Below are 22340 nucleotides of genomic sequence, written 5' to 3' on the forward strand. Positions count from 1 at the left end.
AAATCATCAAAAGTAGTATAATTAATCTTATCAACAAATCGTAGCATCAAAAAGTAGCATATCAACACTCAATCGTGATGCATTTTGTACCTTTGTAAAAACACTTTTTCACAACATTGTTTCCTCTTAATTTTCAATTAATTAATGACAGATAGTGTCATCAATATTTTTGACAATGTTATTCTATTTGAAGTAAAATATGTTAAGAAAAATCATCATCTTTAAGTAAATTTTATTTACTAACATTAATTATGTAAACATTTGTAAGTCATTCTACTGAATGTTAGCGATTTGATTTTTCTGAGCTTAAATTTACATTTAATCTAACGATCCAAAATTAAGATTATGTCCTCGAAGTTACATACATCAATCCTTACTGTTTTGGCTATACTTATGGCTACTTATATTGTTTGGGATTTTTTTACAGAAAGCTATGCTGATACTACTAATGAACATCAACTCATTGTCGAAGAATTAGAAGGTCTTGGCCGTCTTGAATTATACAAGGCCCATGTGAGAGATGTGGCAGAATATACGGAAGACAGTAAATATTTTGCTGACATTCCAGTGGCGAATGATTATTTCAAATCAAAAATACTCGCTGTCATCGGCGGTGAGATTGTAGCTTATATCAATCTAAATGAAATTCAAGAAGATGATATTCATATCATCGATTCTACTGTGGTTGTTGACCTTCCAATGTTGAATATTGACGGCAGAGTGAATCCAAAAGAAGTGAAAGTTTACTCTTCTGAATTTGCCAGCCCTGAAGCTATGAATCAATTATATATTGAAGCTGAAAATAAATTGAAGAAAACCGGACAAGAGATGCAATTGGAAGCTAAGGCTAAAGAAAATGCAAAACTCTACCTCGCTCCGATTCTTTCAAAAATCAGTGGTCACAGAAAAGTTAAAATCAACTTTAAAGACAGTGTCAATTTACATTACATGCGTAAGTAAAAAAACACTTCCTCTTTCTTTAGAAATAGTACTATTCAAATATTTCGCCTGATTTATGTTATATGTTAACAGATAAGTTTTCATCGCTTTTTTAGGGCATTAACATATAGAATCATTGAACTATGAGTATTCTATTACATATTTAGAATCAAAATATTCTAATATTTGATTATTTTGAGAAAAAACTGTATTATACAGCAACTCATTAGTCTTTATTTTTTAATATATCAAAGACTGTCCATTTGAACTATACATCATAATCGCATTTTTTTGTTATGGTTAGAGCAACAAATACGAATCTTCGCATTCATTTTTTGATACATCTTATTACCTCAATTTTACTTCTCATTAGTACATCTATCTCTGCCCAGAATATCCTAAGTACACACTACTCTAAGGATAATGGACTTAAGTCGGAGTACATAAAAAGTATTGCCAAGGATTCTATCGGGTATCTATGGATGGGTACAGACAATGGCCTAGTACGCTATAATGGTTTGACCTTTAAAGGTTACGGAAGCAGTCAGCTTCACAGTAATTATATTAAACAACTTTTGCAGAAAAAGGACGGTTCATTATATGCGATTACAGACAAAGAAATTGTTCAAATATACAGTACGCCAGACGAAGTAACATTTAAAGTATTGATGCAAACAAAGACACCTGAAGCAGATGAAGGGGATTTGTTTTATGGTAAAATGCTTTATGAGGACAGAAACAATGTACTTTGGGCAGCTGATAACTCACAAATTTTTAAACAAACTCCTTCTGGAGAATTTGAGCTTACTTTCAGTAATTTCGACTTGATCAATGAAGCTCAAAATAGATCATTCCAACTTGTTGAGAACATTGATGGAGAATTATTTGCTTTTCACCATACAGGAGTGGTTCTAAAGTATGATGAGGAAGCCAATCAGTTCCGTGATATGAAAGCCAATTTATCATTGGATAATATTCAACATGCGATTTGGTACAACGGTTCATCTTTCCTTGTTGCAGATACAGGAAAAGGTGTTTCACTTGTAGAGATTAAAGGAAATAAAGTAACTCGCCGACAAATTGGCCAGAGATTAGACGCTTCCTACATTCAGGAAATCGGCACTGACACTTACATGGTTTCTTGTTGGTTAAAGGGTATGTATAGACTAGAAAGTACTTACGAAGGTTTCAAACTTCATAGAGATGCTGAATTAGGTGTATACAACGGTAATGCAATGTATTACAACGACTTGGATCTTTGGTTAGCAAGAGATAACGGTGTTTCTTTATTCCAGCAGCTTCCTTTTAATCAGTTTGCTCAAAATGTTACTACTTCGTTTATCCAGCATGTTAACGGTGACGATAAGAACTTATATTTCACAGATGGTGATAATTTCTACACTGGTACTATAAACTCTATCAACGAATTTAAGTTGACGCAGAAAATTAAGGTGAAGCCTTCAGGAAACGCCTTTTTGAGGATATTACCCACTAAAAACGGTGTTTGGACTTCTGATGCTGAAGGACACCTTGTTTTATGGAAGGGAACACAAGAAATTAAGAAATTCGATTTATCACATTTAGGTGGAGCCATATTCGTAATGAAACAAGATAAGAATGGTAACCTTTGGGTCTGTCAAGATGGTATTGCGGGTGTGATTAAGATTCAACCAAGTGGAAAAACAAAAATATATAGTGTAGAAGAAGGTGTTTCTAGTAGAGCTATCAGTATTGAAATTACAGAATCAAATGAAATACTTCTTGGTGGTTCTTCTAAAGAGGGGCTGGTATTCCAATACAATGATGTAATTGATGGTTTTGATAACTTGACAACGGATTTGAATTTCAAGCTAGAAGGAAACCTTCAAACCAATGATATTAGAAAAGCTTCAAATGGTGATGTTATTTTAGGTACATCTTATGGTACAATGATATTGAAAGATGAAAAGATCAAACGTCTGAACTTAGGTGACTTCACTACAATTTCAAATAATGCTTTAGCGATTGACCCTTCGGAGCAACAACTTTGGATTTCTACTCCATCAGGTCTAATTCGTTACAATTTTGAACATGACGAGTACTTACGCTATACTTATAAGGATGGTCTTCCTGATGGTCAGTTAAACCACAGAGGTCTATACATTGATGATTTTGGTAAATTATTTATCTCCTCTACTAGAGGTATTGGTTTTGCTCCAAACTTACAGGTATTAAAAGAAACTCCGAAGCCTTTTATTGAACAGGTTCATGTGGGTGGTGATAAGATTGGTAATGATGAAAGACCAGAAGTGGCATCAGATTCATATTTGAGAGTTGATTTCCATATTCCTGTATATCCAACTGAAAACGTTGCCTTGCAAAAACGTATTTTAGGTTACCCTGGATTGGACGAGTGGACCAACTTTGAAAAAGACCATGAAGGTTTATTAATTGATAAACTAGAAGCGGGGTCGTCTTATACTTTAGAAATCAGAGGTAGAAAAACGGGTAACTTCTCATGGAGTAGACCTATGGCCTTTAGATTCTCTGTATTTACTCCTTTCTACAAGCAATGGTGGAGTTACGTAATTTATATAGTAGGTACAATCACAATTGTCCTCATTTTCGTACAATTGAACATTCTTAGAAGTAGAAGAGATAAAAGAAGACTGGAAGAGCAAGTAAACCTAAGAACAAAAGAGGTTGAGCAACAATCTTCGGAGTTAACAGAGAAAAATAGTGAATTGGAAAAAGCCTTTAACAGACTAAAAAGGTCTGAGGCTATTCTTAATCATAACACCAAAGAACTAGAAAGAGCAAAGAAAGAAGCGGACAAAGCCGTTTCAAAGCTGAAAGATAAAAACACCGAGCTTGAAGAGACTTCTCGTACAATTCGTGAACAACACCAAGAGATGAAGAGTCACCGAGAGCAAATCCTAAGACAAAACGAACTTGTAAAAGAACAAGCTCTTCTACTTTCTCAGCACAATGACAAGGTAAAGAGTTCTGTAAACTATGCAAGACGAATGCAAACTGCCGTATTCGGTCAGCCTTCTGAAATGGCTGAGCAAATGAAAGGTATTGGTCAGCATTGGGATGGTTTTGTATACTTGAAACCTAGAGATATTGTATCGGGTGATTTCCACTGGTATGGGGAGAAAAATGAGAACCATATTATTGTAGCAGCCGATTGTACAGGCCACGGTGTTCCGGGTGCCTTCATGTCCTTGATTGGTAATGACCTTCTAAACCAAATTGTTTACGAAAGAGGTATTCTTGATCCAGGTAGAATTTTAAAGTTGATGAATGACATGATTCGTCAAGCCTTGAACCAAGCTGAAAATGAAAATAGCCGTGATGGTATGGACATTGCCATCTGTGTTGTTTCTCCAAAGCGTAAAACATTAACCTTTGCAGGTGCAGGCAGACCTTTATACTATATTGACAACAATGATCCTGATGAGCTGAAACGCTTGAAAGGTGGTAAATTTGGTATTGGTGGTAAGGCTACGAAGAAAAAAGTATTCGATTCTTATTCATTGCCTTTAGAAGACATCAAAGTAATGTATATCTGCTCGGATGGTTACCAAGATCAGTTTGGTGGCCCTAATGGACGTAAATTGATGCAGAGACCATTCAAAGAACTTCTTTTCTCTATTCATGATAAAGAAATGGACCTTCAGAATAAGTCATTAGATCAGTTTATGGAGCAATGGATGTTGCATGGTAATCAGAAACAAATTGATGATATGTTGATTATCGGCTTAAAACCACACGTAGTGGTTGATGAAGAAAGTGAAAAAGAAATATTGCTTGTGGATGAGCATGAAGCACAAAGACAATCAATTTTCTAAAAAAGAATATCAAATCTTAAACAGGAAGCTCAATTTCGATTGGGCTTCCTTTTTTTAAGCCATTCAACCCTTACGATCAACACATTACACCAAAACATTTACTAAAAACGTTTTAAATATTGAAATAAATTTTTTAAGAAATTTTAAGTTATTATTTTTACAGTACACATTCTAATATAACATACTATACGCTATAAATGCCCTACATCATCTTTTTTTTAATATTACTGTTTTCAAGCAACTCATTGGCTCAAACCCAGCAAGTCAGTACCTCCTACAAAACAATATACCTTGTAGAAGATGAAGGGCTTCTTGATAAAGTTGATGCTAAAGAAAGAGATATCATTACCCTCACCCACCCACACTCTATGGAAGAGTGGCAATTTTTCTTCGAAAAAAATAAATTGATCGCCTTTGAATGTATTCAAAAAAACTTCCTTTTTGAGGAACTCTTTGAAGTAAGACCCAACATATATGAAGACAAAAGCGGGCTTTATAAACTCTACACCCAAATCAAAAAGCCGAATGAAATTTCTATTACAATAGAATCTCAAAATAACCTTACAGACTTGTGTTTTCCAGAAAATAACAATGAACAAGCAACATTTTACTTCAAAAAAATGGTAGTTAATAAAAGTAAATTGTAAATTACAACAACTTTCAGTTAAACAAACATTATCAATCTAACTAAAGTGATGTACAATTCTTCACTTTTACATAACTCTCATTAATATGAAATACATTTTTTCGAAGGCACTTCTAACACTCGTTTTCTGTGCTCTATTCTCTTTGCGATCTAACGCACAAGGATGTGCTGATGCCGGTTTATGTAGCATTGGTCCAATGAAAAGCAGCGAATTCTTTAATGAAACACCTACACATGGAGAACTCCGCTTCCGCCCTTCTTATGGATTAGGAGAAAAACAAGTGAGCGTAATAGGTTTACAATTAGAAGGAGATTACAACATTAAAGATGTCGTTTATTTCCAGTTCCAGTTACCTTACATAATCACAGCAGGAGACCTTGGAAATGCAAACGGTCTTGGTGATTTAACTTTATCATTATCTGTTCCTGTATATAAAAGCGATCAAGTAACCACTACAATTTTTGGTGGAACTAAGATTCCTTTTCAAGATGGAAATGCAATGCATAATGGCAACCCTCTTCCTATGGCTTATCAACCAAGTTTAGGTACGTATGATATTCTTGGTGGAATTGCGGTAAGATATAATCAATTCTTATTCTCTGCAGGTTATCAGCAACCTCTTACTCAAAATGAAAATACATTTTTTGAGACAGGCTCAGACCCTGATAATGAATCATGGTCAACAAACCAATTTGAAAGACAAGCTGATTTGGCAATCAGAGCTGAATATTCTAAAGACAACCCTGAAAAAATCAATTGGAAAGCAGGATTACTTGGCATTGTTCATATGGGCAATGACACTTTTGTAGATACTGACGGTGTTAGAAAAGAAATTGACGGTTCCAGTGGACTTACGCTTAATCTTACAGGAGGACTATCAAAAACATTCGGTAAATATACATTGGGTGCTGATTTAGGTTTTCCAGTAATGGCGAGAACTGCACGCCCTGATGGTCTTACTAGAACGTTCGTTATCGGATTTTATGGTGGATGGAAATTCTAATAGATTTCTTCCAATTAGTTATAAATTAAAAAGCTTTCCATGCCGTATAAAAGACATGGAAAGCTTTTTTTCATTAAGTAATATTTAACTGTGTGTTCATAATTTCAAAAGGGTTCATTAAGCCTATTTTACCTTTAGATGAACTCTCTCAAAATGTGTTTTTCGCTTTGAGTATAGTGGTATATTGATAGTGTCAAAGCCCAATTAAATTGAAATTATGAGTTTAGTAAATCAACAACAGTACCTGTGGGAAGGTGGTTTTGAGAAAGCCGAATCAAAAGAAATGAGCTTTCAAATTACACTTTACTACAATGATGAATCAGAAGAAACATTTTACGAGTCTTCCTCAACTGATCTTACTGAAGATGAAAAGTATCATGAAAAATTATTAGACTTTGAAGATGTGATTGATTTCTATATTGAATTAGAAGGAGTCATCGCTTAAAAAAATTATAACATTCAGACTAATGTAAATACTTAAATTTATTTTACTGAATGCTTTATAATCCAAAAACTATTTACTCTTGAAACATTTAGCCCTTTCTGTTATTAGAAAGGGCTATTTTATTATTTGATACAGAAAAACATTAATCAGCTAATGATAATGCTTCTCCATCTACTTCAGAAGAAATAATATATTGATTGGCCTTCCATTTATACTTACTGTAATAGGCTTCTGCCAGCATTATCATTCCATACAGCATTTCATCTTTAGGATAAGCTACAGAAACCATTTTCATTAATGTTTTATTTTCTGAACTATGAGAATATTGAAAAAGTACCCATAAACCTGCTTCATCCATCATTTTCATTGTATCTTTCATTCCATACTCATTCCACAATTTATCTTGAAAAAGCTGTCCTTTTACAGATACTAACTCACCTGCTTTTACTCTTCGTTTATACAACTCCTCCTCTCCCAAAGCATAAATGTAAGCCTGCATTAATACCGCATCATTATAGTCAACACCATTATCTTCAGAGGCAGAAACCATATTTCCTCTGAAAGGAATATATTTCTCTACCCATTCCAAATGCTCCCATTCTGTAAAAACTTCAGGTTTGGACTGGGTCAATGAATCTATCATTTCCATATAATGCAATACTCTTTTTCGCTCATTTGATATAGAAAAATACTCCAAAGGGTCTAAAGTGTCCTGTAAGACATTAAAATGGTCATCTATTAAAGTTTGATCATTAATTTCAACAGAAGACAGTAATACTGTATCTAGCTCATATTTTGTCAAAGCTTTACTTAAGTCGGCATGTAATGCATTTTTAGTATCTGAAATCCTGTTTGAAAAATAGTGATTGATTTCTTCTGATTTGTAGGCCTTGAAAAAAGGATTGTGAGATGTTCTATTGACATTCTTATAATATTCTCCTCTGAAGCCAAAATGCTGCTGAAAAAGGATATTTTCATTCTCATTATTTTGATGAAGTGTAAGCCAATACTTCATAGCTGATTCAGGGAACGGTACTGTAACATAGATATCAACGTTTGCATGCTGCTTATCTACCTTAGACATTCTGTAAGCTAATGAATTAGCTAGTTCAGGTAACACATTAGCATAAAGATTTTTCAATAAAGAAACCGAATCCAACAAGTTCTGCTTTCTGATGACTATAGACTGAGTATTATAAATCGACTCTAAATCAGTATCATCAAATCCAGGAACTTTAACTGGTTTAGGTTCATGAAAGGGCACTGCATCTAAAAACACAGGCATTGTACCTTGCTTAGCTACAATTTCTTTGATGATAAATGAATTGATATTTGAAATCCTGACACACCCACCTGAAAGTGCAAAACCTAATTGATCCACACGGTTAGATCCATGGATGTACAATTGTCTCTTTCCTGAATTACTATTATCAATATAGCAAACTTCCTCTGGTGATTTTCTCAAATAATCAGGAGCAGAAAGATCCACATATTCTGATCCAAAATTCTGTCCTATCAACCCAAATTGATTACTGCATATATAGGCTTTCTCAATTTTAGTGCTTTTTCTATAAATGTACATTGCCTCCCCATCATAGGTTTGACGATGCAGTTTGTAAAAAATATGTTTTGGATCAGTAGTAATCGTTTTTGATTGCCACCCTTTTTGATGATAATCTTTATACACTAAAAAATAACCCAAAGGAGTTTGTCCCGAGTCATTTTCAAAACCTACTCCTTTCCAAGCGGAAGAAATATCAATCTCCACCAATTCTCCATTAGCCATATTAATAATATATCCCTTTTGTCCTCCCACATTTTTCTTGGCGATATTTCCAACAAAAGCATACCCTGTTTGAATTCCTTTTGTATCTCTCAGGTATAAAAACGCTTTTTGTAGTTTATGATGTACTAGGGAAAAATACTTTGGGTCTGTCTTTTTTGACAAAACTCTCATACCACACTTTGCATCAGCATTGAGCATTTCCTTCTGATGCTCTGTTAGTTCTGGATATTGTTCTAATAATTGATTCAGGAAATGCTGTGTAAGCTCTGCCAAACTCTCCGGCATCAAAGCTTTTGCTTCTTCTAATTGCTGTATGGCAGGAATAGTATATACTTCTTCTTTGATATTTGCAGGTGCACTTCCTCTAGCATTGACATAAACAGCTTTTCCTGTCAGTGCTTGCCAATTAAAATCTTCAGATGAAAATACAGCCAACTCATCTTGTTTTTTGTAAGGTTGCTGGGTTACACATGAAAAGAACAGTGCCAGGCCAACTGCAATAGTCAATATATATTTTAATGATTTCATTTGGTAATTGGGTTTTAATAAAGAGAGAAGTGAGGTATAATTTCTATAAAAAATTCCAAGATGGAATCACTCTCCGCATCTTGGAATTTATCTTTTTTTTAATCTACCCAGTGTAATACATTTCGAATCACACTCCAGTGTTTATCTGTACTTGTTGGGTCTTCACCCAATATCCAATAATCGTAAAAACGCTGGATGGTGCCATCTTTCTTATTGACTTCAATCCAGTCAGAAACAAAATTGGCCATATTTTCATCATTATTTCCTACCGGGTAAGCAAGCGGAAGTGTAATACTGTAAGGCAACGGATTTGCAATTTGGAACTCCGGATGGAGAAGCGTTAAAGCTGCTCCTCTCTCTGCACTTGTCAGTAAGCCACTTAAAGGAATACTGTCTGGTTTAGTATCAAAAAACTCATCAACAGAATCCAGTCGCACAGCTTGAGCATTAGGGAAATATTTCAAAAATTTATCGGCAACATCGCGTCTTTCAAAATAGCCAATATTGAAAGAATCTAAAGCTGCTGTTTTTTCAAAAGTCTTAAATTGATCTGCCTGATCTCCTACCACCAATGCCATTGTAACATCGATATAAGGTTTAGAGAATACCAACTCTGCGGAATATTGACTCGACATAAATATATCCGACATTACAATATCAAAATTGTCATTTTTCAACTCTTCAGGCATGTTACCTACTGTAATTGGTACAAATTCGATTTCCACATCAAGCACTGAACCTAATTCATGAGCCATATCAATTCCAAACCCCACCAATTCTCCTTTTGCGTTAAAGTAGCTGAATGGAATTTCATTTTCATAAAAACCTACTCTGATAATCCCTCTTCTTTTAATCCTGTCCAAAATTCCTTCTCCTTCTATTAACGGAATTGGATTTGGAGATGCCTCGGGAAGTACTTTAAAGGGTACCAACTGATGAACCAACTGCATATTAGCAATTACTTTATCATTCTGATAAACATCTTTTAATGAATAAGCCAAGAAGTATCGTAATGGAATTAATGTTCCTATAAATAATCCAATCGAAACAGTAATCAACATGGAGATCTTACGCTTCTTAACCTTGAAAAATCCATGTGAAGTACCTAATGTTAAAATAGTGAGTGTAATCAAATGCATAGCTCCTAATACCACTCTTACTCTATCTGTAAATACTGTTGATACTACGAAAAGCTGGAACATATCTTTTGGAATTTTCAAGATATCCAGCATAAAGGGAATACCTGTCACTGGTGCCACGAAGCTACTCAACAACGTTGCCCCCACAAACATAGGGTAGTCTTTAAAGGTGATTTCATTCCCTACAAACCACGCTGCAAAGGGAACAAAAACAAATATCACTAAAGTACCAAGGTTAGGAAAAGGATAAGCTAACGGCATTAGAATGTCAGTTCCTGCATCATTTTCATCATTTCCTAAATTATACTCTTTGTATAACTCTTTTAAATCTTCGATCAATTGAGGAAGTACAACAATGATTTTTCCTGTTGCAAAAATTGTTATCAAAGTAGCTTTTGTATACTTAAAAATGTCTTTGTATTTAAAAGGTGTACAAGCCGAAATCAACATTGGCAATACCCAAAATACCATGATCATCACAGCCACAATATAGGTCAGCAAATACGCTTGCATCTTACCTAATTCATCCAGCGTCATTGTCCCTGCCGTACTTGCTGCAATGGCAAAAACCCCTGCTGGTGTCAACTTCACAACCAGTTTATTAACCTGATTCAGTGCTTTGTTAAACGCATCTAAACTATTTAGTAATAGATCCTTATCCTTCCCACTAATTTGCATTACTCCAATTCCTACTAGAATAGAAAATAATACCACTGCAGGTACTTTACTTTCTGCCAAAGAGAAAAACGGATTGGAAGGAATATATAACTTCAGAAAATCAATCTCTGGTGGAGGAGTGATAAAGCTAGTACTGAAAAAGTTTGCTGACTTCCATTCTGGAAAAGCAAAAGGCAGTATTAAAACCACACCTATTCCTAGCAATAATAAGAATGATAGACATCGAATGCCGTTTACAATAAGCTTGCGTCCTTCTTCTAAAGAAAGACGGCCAATGTTCACTATCAATGAAAAAACAATATAGGGTAGTACTGTCATTTGCAGTAACCCAATAAATGCATCACCGAAAATTCCTAGATGCTCGCAATATTCACCAAAAAATAAACCTATAGCAATTCCCAAAAATAGACCAATCAAAATCTTTGTTGATAAAGTCATGGGTTTCTTTTCTTTTGAAGTTTTGGATGGATTAGACATATAGTTTTTTGTAGTAAAAAAGTACGGTTTTGTTAAGCCTAATATAAATAAAGGTTACTCCTATTCCTAAAAATAAGAGTAACCTTCTGTTTATTTTAAGTCTTTCACTTCTGTTATATAAAATTGCAACTGAAGCTTAAACAACCTAACCTTTTTCAATTCTATCCATAATCACTGCACATGAAGCATCACCTGTGATATTCACTGCCGTTCTAAACATGTCGAAAATTCTGTCTACACCAAAGATCAATGGTAAAGCTTCCACTGGAATACCAACTGCCATTAATACCGCCACAGACAACAACGTTGGCCCTGGAACACCTGCTGTCCCAACAGCACCCAAAACGGAAGTAATAGCAATTGCTACATAATGCCCGAAATCTAGTTCCATTCCATACATCTGTGCAAAGAAAATAGCAACCATTGGGTTAAACACTGCATTCCCTGCCATGTTTACGGTAGCACCAAGAGGCAAAACAAATGAAGATACCGAACGACTTACTTTCATCTTATCACAAGCTTCATAATTTAATGGAAGTGTAGCTAAAGATGATGCAGAAGAAATTGCAAAAATCTGAGGAGTAATCATTTCTTTTATAAATTTCAATCCTGAAACTTTTCCAAAAAGATGAACAAGGCCTCCAAATACAGGGAAAGTAACAATTAATAAAGCCACCATATACAAGATAAACAGGTTGCCAATATTGAATAAAACATCATATCCAAAAGTACCTACAGCATCTGCCATTAAACTCAAAACACCAAATGGTGCCAGCCACATCACTTTGATGATCATCCAAGTTAAAACATCATTCACTCCTTCAATAAATTGACTTACAATGTTTCTTTTTTCATCTGATAATTTGCCAATACCTACCCCAAAAAACAATGAGAATAAAATGATTTGCAATACACTTCCTTCAGATAACGATAGGAAGGGGTTAGATGGTATTGCACCCAATATCGTATCCCAAAAACCGGCTACTTCCCCCTTCTCTTCAAGGCTTGCATCCATCATTCCATTTGCCAAAATGGATAAATCAAGGCCTTTGCCTGGTTCAAAAAGTACTGGTAAAAGAATACCGAAGAAAACGGCTATAAATGAAGTTATACCAAAATAGACGAAGGTTAATGTACCAATTGCACCTGCATTTTTTGATTTCCCCAATGCTTGAGCTCCCATGATAATAGAGAAGAAAACCAATGGTATCACAAGCATTGACAATAGCTTAATAAAGATTTTTCCGATAGGAGCAATAACAGATACCTCAGGTCCAAAAAGAACACCTAACAGTACCCCTAGAATCATGGAAATAAGAATAGCTATTCCAAGATCTATTTTAAAAAACTTCATGTTAATCGATTAGTATGATTTAAATAATTGTGTTTCCGAAAGTTAATAGATTGTACTTAAACTTACTTTATGATGAGTGTTATTGCATTTAAATGCATAAAAAAAACCCTATCACGTTGCCGTCATAGGGTCTAAATTTCAATAGGTCTTTCCTTACATTCGTAAACTATTGCTTAGAGAACGTGTAAGTAAACTTAGCTGGTGTTTCTTTAACTCTTGAAGTTGATTCTTCATAAACTAAAGTAACAGTACTAGTAGGATTAGCGAAATCTCCAGTTACATCAGTAAAACCTGCAACAAATGTAGCAATAGCTTGTGTACCATTCTTCATTGTTGTTGGCATTAAGCCTGTAGTTCCTTCAGGGATACCTGCAATAGTAACGTTAGTACCGCTTACTGTTGCTGTAATTCCATCCACTGACATCTCTACACCTGCATTATTTTCAAAGCCTGTTAAGTTGAAAACTACGTCAGTTGGTTCTTCTACTGGATCATCACTACTACCGCAGCTAGATACAAATGTCATTAAGCCAATTAGCGAAAGAAAAAGAATTGCATTTTTCCAAATGTTTTTCATTACAATAGATTTTTAAGTTTTAGAATGTAATAGAGACAATTGAAATAAGGAGACCGACAATAGCAAATATAATATAATATATTAATATTTATAATTTTCCATGAATATTTTATACTTACAGAATTCGTACTCATACGGTTGATTACTACATATTAAGGTGATTTTACCCTTACTACAAATAGGCAACCATTGCTGATACCACTCTATATTTTTATGATCCAAATTACTTGTAGGTTCATCTAGCATCAGTATAGAAGCTTCTGAGAAAAATGCTAAAGCAAGTTTCAACTTTTGTTTCATTCCTGAAGAAAATGCTTGAATCTGTTTGTTTCTAGCATTCTTAAAACCTAGAACCTCTATGATCTCTTCATTTGTCTTTGTGAGCGATTTTAATCTTCTATGGAAATTCAAATGTTCTTCCAAAGTATATTCCTCAACAAGTTCAGTGTAAGGCCCTGCTAATACTAATTCCTGCCAAATCTCATCTACAGGAATTTCCTTATCCTTCTTTTTGTAAGTTATCTTTCCTTTGGATGGATCATTAATACCAGACAGAATTTTCAATAAAGTGGATTTCCCACTGCCGTTGCCTCCAACAATGGCATAAGCCTGATCACTTTTCAATGTGTAATCAATCCCTTTAAAAATCCATTCTCTACTAAACTTCTTACTTAATTGCTCTACTATTATTTCCATTCTTTAATGTATTAATGCCGGCAAATATACATTAATTAAAAATAGCAATAACTATTCACCTCAACTCTGAGCCTGTATTACTCTATACTGCTCAATAATTAATAATGGCAAAATTCAAGATATTCTCCCCTACTTTAACCGTTATAAGTACCGTTTCAACCCCGTTAAAAATCAATTCTTCATGACATAATAAGTAAATAGCAACATGATAAAACAACTCATAGACATAAAAAATTGGGGATGAAAACTGTAATCGAACAAGAATTAGAAGAGCAGAATATAAAACTCTTTTTGGATGACAATTTTATTCTGGAAAATAAAACTGCCAAAATCCTATACCATGAATATGCGAAGGACATGCCTATTATTGATTACCATTGCCACATCTCTCCAAAAGATATTGCAGAGAATAGAAAGTTCAATACTATCACAGAAATATGGCTGGAAGGTGATCATTATAAATGGAGAGCAATGAGGACCAACGGTGTTGATGAAGCTTTTTGCACAGGTAATAAAACACCAGAAGAAAAATTCAAAAAATGGGCTGAAACTGTTCCTTATACTTTGAGAAATCCATTGTACCATTGGACGCACTTAGAACTGAAAAAGCCTTTTGGGATTAATAAAGTACTTTCTTCTGTTACTGCTTCGGAGATTTATCAAGAATGTAATGATAAGCTTGCACAAGAAGAATATACCGTTCAAGGTTTAATAAGAAAAGCAAATGTAGAAATCATTTGTACAACTGATGATCCTATCGATGATTTACGTTATCACCAACAGATCAAAGCATCTGGTTTTGAAGTAAAAGTTCTCCCGGCCTGGCGACCAGATAATGTAATGGCTGTAGAACAACCGAAAGAATATAATCTTTATTTAAATAAGTTAGAGGAGGTCTCTAATGTGACTATTAATTCTTATACCTCTCTTCTTACTGCTCTTCAAAAACGTCATAACTTCTTCCATCAGCACGGATGTCGCCTTTCTGATCATGGATTAAATTACATTTCATATTCTGAGTATTCAATCGAGGAGATTGAGGAAATTTTCACGCTATTAAGAGCAGGAAAAACGTTAACCCCTTTACAAGTTGAAAGCTTCAAATCAGCCATATTATATGACCTTGCATTAATGGACCATTCGAAAGGATGGGTACAGCAATATCATCTTGGGGCTTTAAGAAATAATTCTTCTAGAATGATGAGAGAACTTGGCCCAGATACAGGGTTCGATTCTATAGGTGATTTTTCACAGGCCGAAAACCTTTCCAAATTTTTAAATAAACTGGATAACACAAACAGTTTAGCCAAAACAATCATTTACAACCTCAACCCCTCAGACAATGAAGTATTCGGCACTATGATCGGTAACTTCCAAGACGGTTCAGTAGCGGGAAAACTACAATATGGATCAGGCTGGTGGTTTTTAGATCAAAAGGATGGAATGGAAAAACAAATTAATGCTCTATCTAACCTTGGGTTATTAAGCCGGTTTATTGGCATGCTGACAGATTCAAGGAGTTTTCTTTCCTATTCAAGACATGAGTATTTCAGGAGAATATTGTGCAACATGTTTGGTAAAGATATTGAAGCCGGATTACTTCCCAATGATATAGAACACGTGGGTAAGATTATACAAGATATTTGCTATAACAACGCAAAATCATATTTCAATTTCTAATAAAGGCAAACTCAAATTATACATCATGTCAGTTGTACAAACTCAACTTAAGGAAAATAAAGTCAAACCAGCAGGACGGTACAGATATTGGATATTAGCATTACTCTTCATGGCCACTACCATCAATTATATGGATAGAAGTATCATTGGCGTATTGGCTCCTACTTTAGAAAAAGTATTTGCTTGGTCAAAGTCTGATTATGCTTCCGTTAATGTTGCTTTTAAAATGGCCTATGCTGTAGGTATGATTTCAATGGGAACTATTATAGACCGATTTGGAACTCGAATAGGTTACACTATTGCTATTGGCATTTGGTCTGTTTTTGGAATGCTTCACGCTTTGTTACGCCCCAGTTTTGGATTGATTGGGTTTATGACAGCTCGTTTCGGATTGGGGTTTGGTGAGGCCGGTAATTTCCCTGCCGCCATCAAAACGGTTGCTGAATGGTTCCCTAAAAAAGACAGAGCATTTGCCACTGGAATTTTCAATGCAGGTTCCAATGTTGGTGCATTTCTAGCTCCCATTGCAGTAACGACTATACTTACTGTTGGAGGAACTCAGTCTTGGCCTTTCACTTTTCTAATCACAGGAATATTCAGTGCAATTTGGGTAGTATTATGGTTGAAAATCTATAAAAAACCAGAACAACACCCAAGTGTCAGTGAGGAAGAACTTCAATATATTCAGCAAGATGACCAAGAAAAGAACAAGAATGAGGAGGAGGTAAAAATTCCACTTAAAAAGGTTCTGTTCAAAAAACAAACTATTGCTTTTACCATTGGTAAACTAACAGACGGTGTTTGGTATTTCTTTATGTTTTGGTCGGGTATGTTTTTCACAGATAGATTTGGAATGAGTATAAAGGAATTAGGAATTGCTTATGCTGTCATGTATCTAATTGCTGATTTGGGAAGTATTGGTGGCGGGTATTTGTCCAAGTTTTTCATTAATAAAGGTTACAGTTTGAATGTATCAAGAAAACTATCATTATTGATTTGTGCATTGGCTGTATTTCCTGTTTTCATTGCTACACTGACCAACAATCCTTATATCGCCGCCTGTTTTATTGCTTTAGCCTCTGGAGGGCATCAAGCATGGTCTGCCAATATGTTTACGGTTTCTTCGGATTTACTCCCTAAAAGTGCTACAGCCTCAGTAGTAGGCTTGGGTGGCATGTTTGGAGCCTTATCAGGAATGCTTATTGATATCATTTTAGGTCAAAACCTAGATGCAACAGGACAGCAAGCTTATTTTTGGATGTTTCTTGTTGCAGGGTGTTCTTATATCAGTATTTTAATAATTATGCATTTGATTGTTCCAAAGTATAAACCTTTAGATCATCAGCTTAATGAAATTGAGTAACTGTTAGTCACATTCCTGAAATAGGTTCTCTAGCAAAACGATACAAATATAAAAAAGCCACTTTTTCATTTAAAAATGGAAAAGTGGCTTTTGATATAATATTAAGCTCAGATTAATACCCTTTGATAATTCCTCTTTCTGATTTCTTAAGGAATTCTAAAATGATATCACGTTCTTCAGATTGCTCGATTTCTTCTTCAATTTGACGGATCGCTTGTGTCATAGTAAAACCTCTAGTATAGATCATTCGATACATCTCATGTACCTCTTGTAAGGTATCTCCTTCAAATCCTCTTCTTCTCAATCCCACAGAGTTGATACCACAATAACTCAACGGCTCTCTTGCTGCTTTTACAAAAGGAGGAACATCTTTTCTTACCAAAGATCCACCACCTATAAAAGCATGCTGACCAATTTTCACAAACTGATGTACAGCCGCAGTACCAGCAATAATCACATGATCATCAATTTCTACGTGTCCTGCAATTTGAGTAGCATTAGATAAAATACAGTGATCACCCATGATCACATCATGTGCAATATGAACGTAAGCCATCAACATACAGTTACTGCCTACTACTGTTTTCATCTTATCTGTTGTTCCTCTACTTACAGTCACACACTCTCTCAATGTAGTGTTATCACCAATATAAGTAAGCGTTTCCTCGCCTTTAAACTTTAAATCTTGAGGTATACCTGAAATTACTGCACCAGGAAAAACTTTCACATTTTTTCCAATTCGAGCACCATCCATAATTACGGCATTTGGCCCAATCCATGTCCCTTCTCCAATCTCTACATTGCCTTGAATTGTTGCAAAAGGCTCCACCACTACACCATCCGCTATTTTAGCATCAGGGTGGATATTTGTCATTGGATATTTTTCAGTGTAAGGATTTTTAGTCATCTTCTATTTGTGGTAATAATATCAGCGTATTCTTACGAATATTACCTCGATTTTTTAACATTAAGACTTCTGACAAGAAAACTTTTTGTCATAGGATGCAAATATATTGAATAAAAAGATGAGTTGAAAGTAAGTGTACTCTCAACTCATTTTCTCAATATTTATGCATTATCTTTTTTCACCAAACTTGCAGTCATGATCGCTTCAGTCACTAACTTATCACCAACATAAGCTTGACCTTTCATCTTTGCAATTCCTCTACGGATTGGCATTAATAATTCACATTTGATGATTAATGTATCACCTGGCATTACCATTTTACGGAATTTACATTCTTCTACACCTACAAAATAAGTCCAGTAATTTGCTGGGTTATCCACAGTGTTAAGTACCAAAATACCTCCTGTCTGACCCATTGCTTCAATCTGTAATACACCTGGCATTACAGGGTTGCTTGGGAAGTGACCTTGGAAGAAAGGTTCATTGATTGTCACGTTCTTCACACCGATAACATAGTTGTCAGTGATCTCAGTGATTTTGTCTACCAATCTAAATGGATAACGGTGTGGCAACATCTCCTCAATTTGATTGATATCATAAATTGGAGGTACACCTGGATCATAAGTAGGAACGTTTTTACGTGCCGACTTCAACATCAAACTCTTTAATTTACGAGCGAATGCTACATTGGCCGCGTGACCAGGACGAGCTGCAAGAATTTGTCCTTTGATTGGTCTACCTACTAATGCTAAGTCACCTACCATGTCTAATAACTTATGACGTGCAGGCTCATTAGGGTGACGTAATTGAACGTTGTTCAAAATACCTTCTTCAGCTACTTCAACTGACGGCAGTTCAAATAACTCCGCTAATTCGTCTAATGTCTCTGGAGAAACCACTTGATCAACCACTACGATAGCGTTGTTGAAGTTACCTCCTTTGATAAGATTTGCTTTGCGTAAAGCTTCTACTTCGTGTAAAAAACAGAATGTTCTTGATGAAGCAATTTCAGAAGCAAAATCTTCAATATTATTAAGTGCAGCATGTTGGCTACCTAATACTGGAGAATTATAGTCTACCATTACAGTTAGTCTATAATCGTTCAAAGGTAACGCTGCGATTTCTACTTTACGATCGTCTTCTTTGTAAAATACTCCCTCAGGTACTTCAAAGAAGTTTCTCAACATAGATTGTTCCTCAACACCAACTTCCATTAATGCTTCAACAAACTTGATAGAACTCCCTTCCATGATTGGAGGTTCAGGACCATCAATTTCAATTAAAACATTATCGATCTGCAAACCTACCAATGCAGCCAATACGTGCTCAACAGTATTTACTCTTGCACCGTCTTGCTCAATCGTTGTTCCTCTTGAAACGTCTACTACGTTGTCAACGTCACAATCTACGATTGGTTTACCTTCGATATCTACTCTCTGGAATTTAAATCCATGATTTTCAGGAGCTGGATTGAAAACCATCTTACTGATTGCTCCCGTATGAATACCAACGCCTTCTACAGTCACCGGCGCTTTTATAGTATGCTGTTTTGTATACATCATAAAATAGAAGTGGCAATTAAGATTGCCTAACTACTTGGTTAATTTCTAATATAATAGCGGTTGTGCTTAAAACACAACTACAAACTTAATACTTTTTTCTCAAGATCTCTTACAATTCTTTGTAACTCAGGTAGCTTCCTGTATACAGCGAACGCTTTTAGATGATCCATTTGAGATATTGCAGGGGATCCCATGATCCTTGTCCCTGGATTTTTCACTGTTTGAGCCAATCCAGATTGTGCTGCGACCATTGTTCTGTCAGCCACTTGAATATGACCAGAAACACCTACTTGGCCACCAATCATACAATTTGCTCCAACTTCACTTGAGCCAGAAACACCCGTTTGCGAAGCAATCACAGTGTTTGAGCCAATCACAACGTTATGTGCAATTTGGATTAAGTTATCCAATTTCACGCCACTTTTCAATACTGTTGAGCCCATTGTTGCTCTATCCACAACAGTGTTCGCTCCAATATCTACGTTGTCTTCTAGAATCACATTTCCAATTTGAGGAATTGATTTATATGTTCCATCCTTTTGTGGAGCAAATCCAAATCCATCAGAACCAACAACAGCACCTGCTTGAAGAGTACAATTATTGCCTAGTTTTGTGCCGTGGCAAATCTTCACTCCAGCATAAATCACGCAATTATCACCGATTTCAACGCCCTCACCAATAAATACCTGAGGATGAATCTTCACATTTTTACCAATTTTTGCACCCTTAGAAATATAAGTAAATGCTCCAACATAAGCTGTTGCTTTATCCATTTCTACAGAGTCATCAATAAAAGCAGGCTGTTCAATTCCTACTTTTGCTAAGCTCAGCATTCTTTGGTATTCAGTAAGTAGGTCTGTAAAACCAGCATAAGCGTCTTCTACTACAATCATAGCACAAGGCACTTCTTTTTTGGGTTCAAAACCTTTACTTACGATTACAGCACTCACTTTAGTTGAATAGAGATAATCTTCATATTTCATATTGGCAAGAAATGAGATTGCATTAGCATCTCCTTCTTGAATCTTAGCAATTGCTGAAATTTTTGCATTAGGATCTCCTCCTACTACTTCGCCTTGTAGTAATGCTGCAATTTGTTGTACTGTAATCTCTAACTTCATAGTAAGGTTCCTATGTAAGTACTACAACATATAGGATAAATATTCAAAATGTTATTGGGGAACTTAATTATGTTAAAATTTCATCTGCAACTATAGATTTAACGCTCACGTTGACCTCTGCAATCCCAAAAACACATGCTTTAAAAACATCCGTTTTTTACTGTCTTAGTACTTATCTTTTTTAGATAATTTATTCATTTTTCTGTGCTAACAACGAATATTAGCCAAAAAATCACGCTAAGATACGATTTTGGGTTGGCATAGATAATATTTTGTGACAATTTTCGTCAAAACTTCAATATTAGGCAAGTCTGAAGCCTCTGAAATATCAATTAGATCACCGTTATTCATTTTTACCTTAATATTCTGTCTACCAGAAGTATACGCCGAATTACTCACTTCTCCAATAAAGGATAAATAAGTTAAATCTTCTTTAGAAAAACCTTTTGCTAATAATTGTTTCTCGACTGATTTTAACTTTTTTTGTGATATTTTTCCAGTTGACATCTCTAAATGAAACAATTTTCGATTAATCAATCCGTCAATGAGAAAGTCCAAGACCTTATCTCCTGAATTTTTCCACTGCTTTATCGCCGCCCAGATATTATAATCATCTAGTTGTAAAAAGTGTTCCAGCAATTGATCATCTTGTTTGAAATCCTTTTTTGTAAACTCGTTGGTTAGAAAAAACTTAAGGTCAGGATCACAGACCCTCACCTTCCCCTCTTGCACTAGCTTTTTGGCTCTCCTGACTATACTTTGAAGCATAATTTCAGCCGCTAAACCTGTCTTATGCAGATAAACTTGCCAATACATCATTCTTCTCGCATTCAAGAAGCGATCAATACTGTAGATTCCTTTTTCCAACACCACAATTTCATCATTGTGCACGTCCAACATTCTAATGATACGGTCTGCACCCACACTCCCTTCAACTACACCTGAAAAAAAGCAGTCCCTCTGAAGATAATCCAAGCGGTCCATATCCAATTGACTGGATACGAGCCTGTGGAAAAAGTTCCTTTTATAAGTACCTTCAAAAATAGAAAGAGCCAAATTTAATGCTCCGTCAAATTCAGCATTCAATTTATGCATTAATAGAGATGTCAATTCTTCATGATGAACATTGATCAGAATATGTTCCAAGGAATGAGAGAAAGGCCCATGTCCCAAATCATGAAGAAGAATAGCAATCATGGCCGCTTCTTTTTCTTTCTTTGATATTTTTGTTCCTTTTCTTTTCAAGGATTCCAATGCCAGTTTCATTAAGTGCATAGCTCCTAATGCATGACTAAAACGAGTGTGCTGAGCCCCAGGGTATACAACACTAGATGTCCCCATTTGCTTGATTCTTGTCAATCTTAAGAAAATAGGGTGATTCACCAATTCTAAAATCAGTTCCGAATCTATTGTCACAAATCCATAAATTGGATCGTTTATCATCTTGTATACCATATAATAAGTCTGTTTTTAAGTACCTGAAGTGCTTATCAAAAATAAGAGAAAGAAAGATGTTTTGGTATTTTTTGAGTACCATATACAAAAACAGGTTCTAATTAAACATTAAAACCTGCTTTTATCCCATTAAAAAATGAAATACGTTTT

16 protein-coding genes are annotated in these 22340 nt (G+C 35.2%); 7 read left to right on the forward strand and 9 right to left on the reverse strand.

Annotation, left to right across the window (positions count from 1 at the left end):
- Positions 1 to 393: 393 nt before the first annotated feature.
- From AVL50_RS00635 to AVL50_RS00655, 5 genes are all read left to right on the forward strand, one after another.
- Positions 394 to 960, forward strand: coding sequence for a DUF4230 domain-containing protein (locus AVL50_RS00635; protein ID WP_062614545.1), 567 nt, complete (start codon positions 394 to 396; stop codon positions 958 to 960).
- 275 nt (positions 961 to 1235) lie between these two features.
- Positions 1236 to 4772 (forward strand): SpoIIE family protein phosphatase, encoded by a 3537-nt coding sequence (locus AVL50_RS00640; protein WP_082795601.1) that lies wholly within the window; start codon positions 1236 to 1238, stop codon positions 4770 to 4772.
- Positions 4773 to 4969: 197 nt separating this feature from the next.
- Positions 4970 to 5419: a hypothetical protein gene (locus AVL50_RS00645; protein ID WP_157491078.1), complete on the forward strand. Its 450-nt coding sequence runs from the start codon at positions 4970 to 4972 to the stop codon at positions 5417 to 5419.
- Between the two features lie 85 nt (positions 5420 to 5504).
- On the forward strand, positions 5505 to 6422 hold the full coding sequence (locus tag AVL50_RS00650) for a hypothetical protein (RefSeq protein ID WP_062614548.1): 918 nt from the start codon (positions 5505 to 5507) through the stop codon (positions 6420 to 6422).
- Between the two features lie 217 nt (positions 6423 to 6639).
- Positions 6640 to 6867 carry a hypothetical protein gene (locus tag AVL50_RS00655; protein ID WP_062614549.1) on the forward strand — a complete coding sequence of 76 codons (228 nt, stop codon included), beginning with the start codon at positions 6640 to 6642 and terminating at the stop codon, positions 6865 to 6867.
- Positions 6868 to 7009: 142 nt separating this feature from the next.
- Here AVL50_RS00655 and AVL50_RS00660 read toward each other — a convergent pair whose 3' ends face one another.
- From AVL50_RS00660 to AVL50_RS00680, 5 genes are all read right to left on the reverse strand, one after another.
- Positions 7010 to 9181 (reverse strand): L,D-transpeptidase family protein, encoded by a 2172-nt coding sequence (locus tag AVL50_RS00660; RefSeq protein ID WP_062614550.1) that lies wholly within the window; start codon positions 9179 to 9181, stop codon positions 7010 to 7012.
- 98 nt (positions 9182 to 9279) lie between these two features.
- A complete protein-coding gene (locus AVL50_RS00665) occupies positions 9280 to 11475 on the reverse strand; it encodes a cation:dicarboxylate symporter family transporter (RefSeq protein WP_062614551.1) in 2196 nt (731 codons plus the stop codon).
- A 145-nt stretch (positions 11476 to 11620) separates the two neighbouring features.
- Positions 11621 to 12829: a dicarboxylate/amino acid:cation symporter gene (locus AVL50_RS00670; RefSeq protein ID WP_062614552.1), complete on the reverse strand. Its 1209-nt coding sequence runs from the start codon at positions 12827 to 12829 to the stop codon at positions 11621 to 11623.
- A gap of 166 nt (positions 12830 to 12995) precedes the next feature.
- On the reverse strand, positions 12996 to 13406 hold the full coding sequence (locus AVL50_RS00675) for a hypothetical protein (protein WP_062614553.1): 411 nt from the start codon (positions 13404 to 13406) through the stop codon (positions 12996 to 12998).
- Positions 13407 to 13487: 81 nt separating this feature from the next.
- Positions 13488 to 14102 (reverse strand): ABC transporter ATP-binding protein, encoded by a 615-nt coding sequence (locus tag AVL50_RS00680; RefSeq protein WP_062614554.1) that lies wholly within the window; start codon positions 14100 to 14102, stop codon positions 13488 to 13490.
- A gap of 240 nt (positions 14103 to 14342) precedes the next feature.
- Between AVL50_RS00680 and uxaC the strand changes: the two genes are divergently transcribed.
- Positions 14343 to 15782, forward strand: coding sequence for a glucuronate isomerase (uxaC, locus tag AVL50_RS00685; RefSeq protein ID WP_216638998.1), 1440 nt, complete (start codon positions 14343 to 14345; stop codon positions 15780 to 15782).
- Between the two features lie 25 nt (positions 15783 to 15807).
- Positions 15808 to 17145 carry an MFS transporter gene (locus AVL50_RS00690; protein WP_062614555.1) on the forward strand — a complete coding sequence of 446 codons (1338 nt, stop codon included), beginning with the start codon at positions 15808 to 15810 and terminating at the stop codon, positions 17143 to 17145.
- Positions 17146 to 17257: 112 nt separating this feature from the next.
- Here AVL50_RS00690 and lpxA read toward each other — a convergent pair whose 3' ends face one another.
- The 4 genes from lpxA to AVL50_RS00710 form a co-directional block, all read right to left on the reverse strand.
- Positions 17258 to 18052, reverse strand: coding sequence for an acyl-ACP--UDP-N-acetylglucosamine O-acyltransferase (gene lpxA, locus AVL50_RS00695; protein ID WP_062614556.1), 795 nt, complete (start codon positions 18050 to 18052; stop codon positions 17258 to 17260).
- A gap of 161 nt (positions 18053 to 18213) precedes the next feature.
- Positions 18214 to 19611 (reverse strand): bifunctional UDP-3-O-[3-hydroxymyristoyl] N-acetylglucosamine deacetylase/3-hydroxyacyl-ACP dehydratase, encoded by a 1398-nt coding sequence (locus AVL50_RS00700; RefSeq protein WP_062614557.1) that lies wholly within the window; start codon positions 19609 to 19611, stop codon positions 18214 to 18216.
- 80 nt (positions 19612 to 19691) lie between these two features.
- The gene (gene lpxD, locus AVL50_RS00705; protein WP_062614558.1) at positions 19692 to 20735 is read right to left on the reverse strand and encodes a UDP-3-O-(3-hydroxymyristoyl)glucosamine N-acyltransferase; all 1044 of its coding nucleotides are present in this window, start codon (positions 20733 to 20735) and stop codon (positions 19692 to 19694) included.
- 237 nt (positions 20736 to 20972) lie between these two features.
- Positions 20973 to 22178, reverse strand: coding sequence for an HD domain-containing protein (locus AVL50_RS00710; protein ID WP_253764239.1), 1206 nt, complete (start codon positions 22176 to 22178; stop codon positions 20973 to 20975).
- Positions 22179 to 22340: the final 162 nt, after the last annotated feature.

This window comes from Flammeovirga sp. SJP92, assembly GCF_001583495.1.
Taxonomy (GTDB): Bacteria; Bacteroidota; Bacteroidia; order Cytophagales; family Flammeovirgaceae; genus Flammeovirga.

Excerpts from the sequence above, each read along its gene's own strand:
- AVL50_RS00635 (WP_062614545.1), top strand. The coding sequence starts at position 394 with ATGGCTACTTATATTGTTTGGGATTTTTTTACAGAAAGCTATGCTGAT.
- AVL50_RS00640 (WP_082795601.1), top strand. The coding sequence starts at position 1,236 with ATGGTTAGAGCAACAAATACGAATCTTCGCATTCATTTTTTGATACAT.
- AVL50_RS00645 (WP_157491078.1), top strand. The coding sequence starts at position 4,970 with ATGCCCTACATCATCTTTTTTTTAATATTACTGTTTTCAAGCAACTCA.
- AVL50_RS00650 (WP_062614548.1), top strand. The coding sequence starts at position 5,505 with ATGAAATACATTTTTTCGAAGGCACTTCTAACACTCGTTTTCTGTGCT.
- AVL50_RS00655 (WP_062614549.1), top strand. The coding sequence starts at position 6,640 with ATGAGTTTAGTAAATCAACAACAGTACCTGTGGGAAGGTGGTTTTGAG.
- AVL50_RS00660 (WP_062614550.1), bottom strand. The coding sequence starts at position 9,181 with ATGAAATCATTAAAATATATATTGACTATTGCAGTTGGCCTGGCACTG.
- AVL50_RS00665 (WP_062614551.1), bottom strand. The coding sequence starts at position 11,475 with ATGTCTAATCCATCCAAAACTTCAAAAGAAAAGAAACCCATGACTTTA.
- AVL50_RS00670 (WP_062614552.1), bottom strand. The coding sequence starts at position 12,829 with ATGAAGTTTTTTAAAATAGATCTTGGAATAGCTATTCTTATTTCCATG.
- AVL50_RS00675 (WP_062614553.1), bottom strand. The coding sequence starts at position 13,406 with ATGAAAAACATTTGGAAAAATGCAATTCTTTTTCTTTCGCTAATTGGC.
- AVL50_RS00680 (WP_062614554.1), bottom strand. The coding sequence starts at position 14,102 with ATGGAAATAATAGTAGAGCAATTAAGTAAGAAGTTTAGTAGAGAATGG.
- uxaC (WP_216638998.1), top strand. The coding sequence starts at position 14,343 with ATGAAAACTGTAATCGAACAAGAATTAGAAGAGCAGAATATAAAACTC.
- AVL50_RS00690 (WP_062614555.1), top strand. The coding sequence starts at position 15,808 with ATGTCAGTTGTACAAACTCAACTTAAGGAAAATAAAGTCAAACCAGCA.
- lpxA (WP_062614556.1), bottom strand. The coding sequence starts at position 18,052 with ATGACTAAAAATCCTTACACTGAAAAATATCCAATGACAAATATCCAC.
- AVL50_RS00700 (WP_062614557.1), bottom strand. The coding sequence starts at position 19,611 with ATGTATACAAAACAGCATACTATAAAAGCGCCGGTGACTGTAGAAGGC.
- lpxD (WP_062614558.1), bottom strand. The coding sequence starts at position 20,735 with ATGAAGTTAGAGATTACAGTACAACAAATTGCAGCATTACTACAAGGC.
- AVL50_RS00710 (WP_253764239.1), bottom strand. The coding sequence starts at position 22,178 with ATGATAAACGATCCAATTTATGGATTTGTGACAATAGATTCGGAACTG.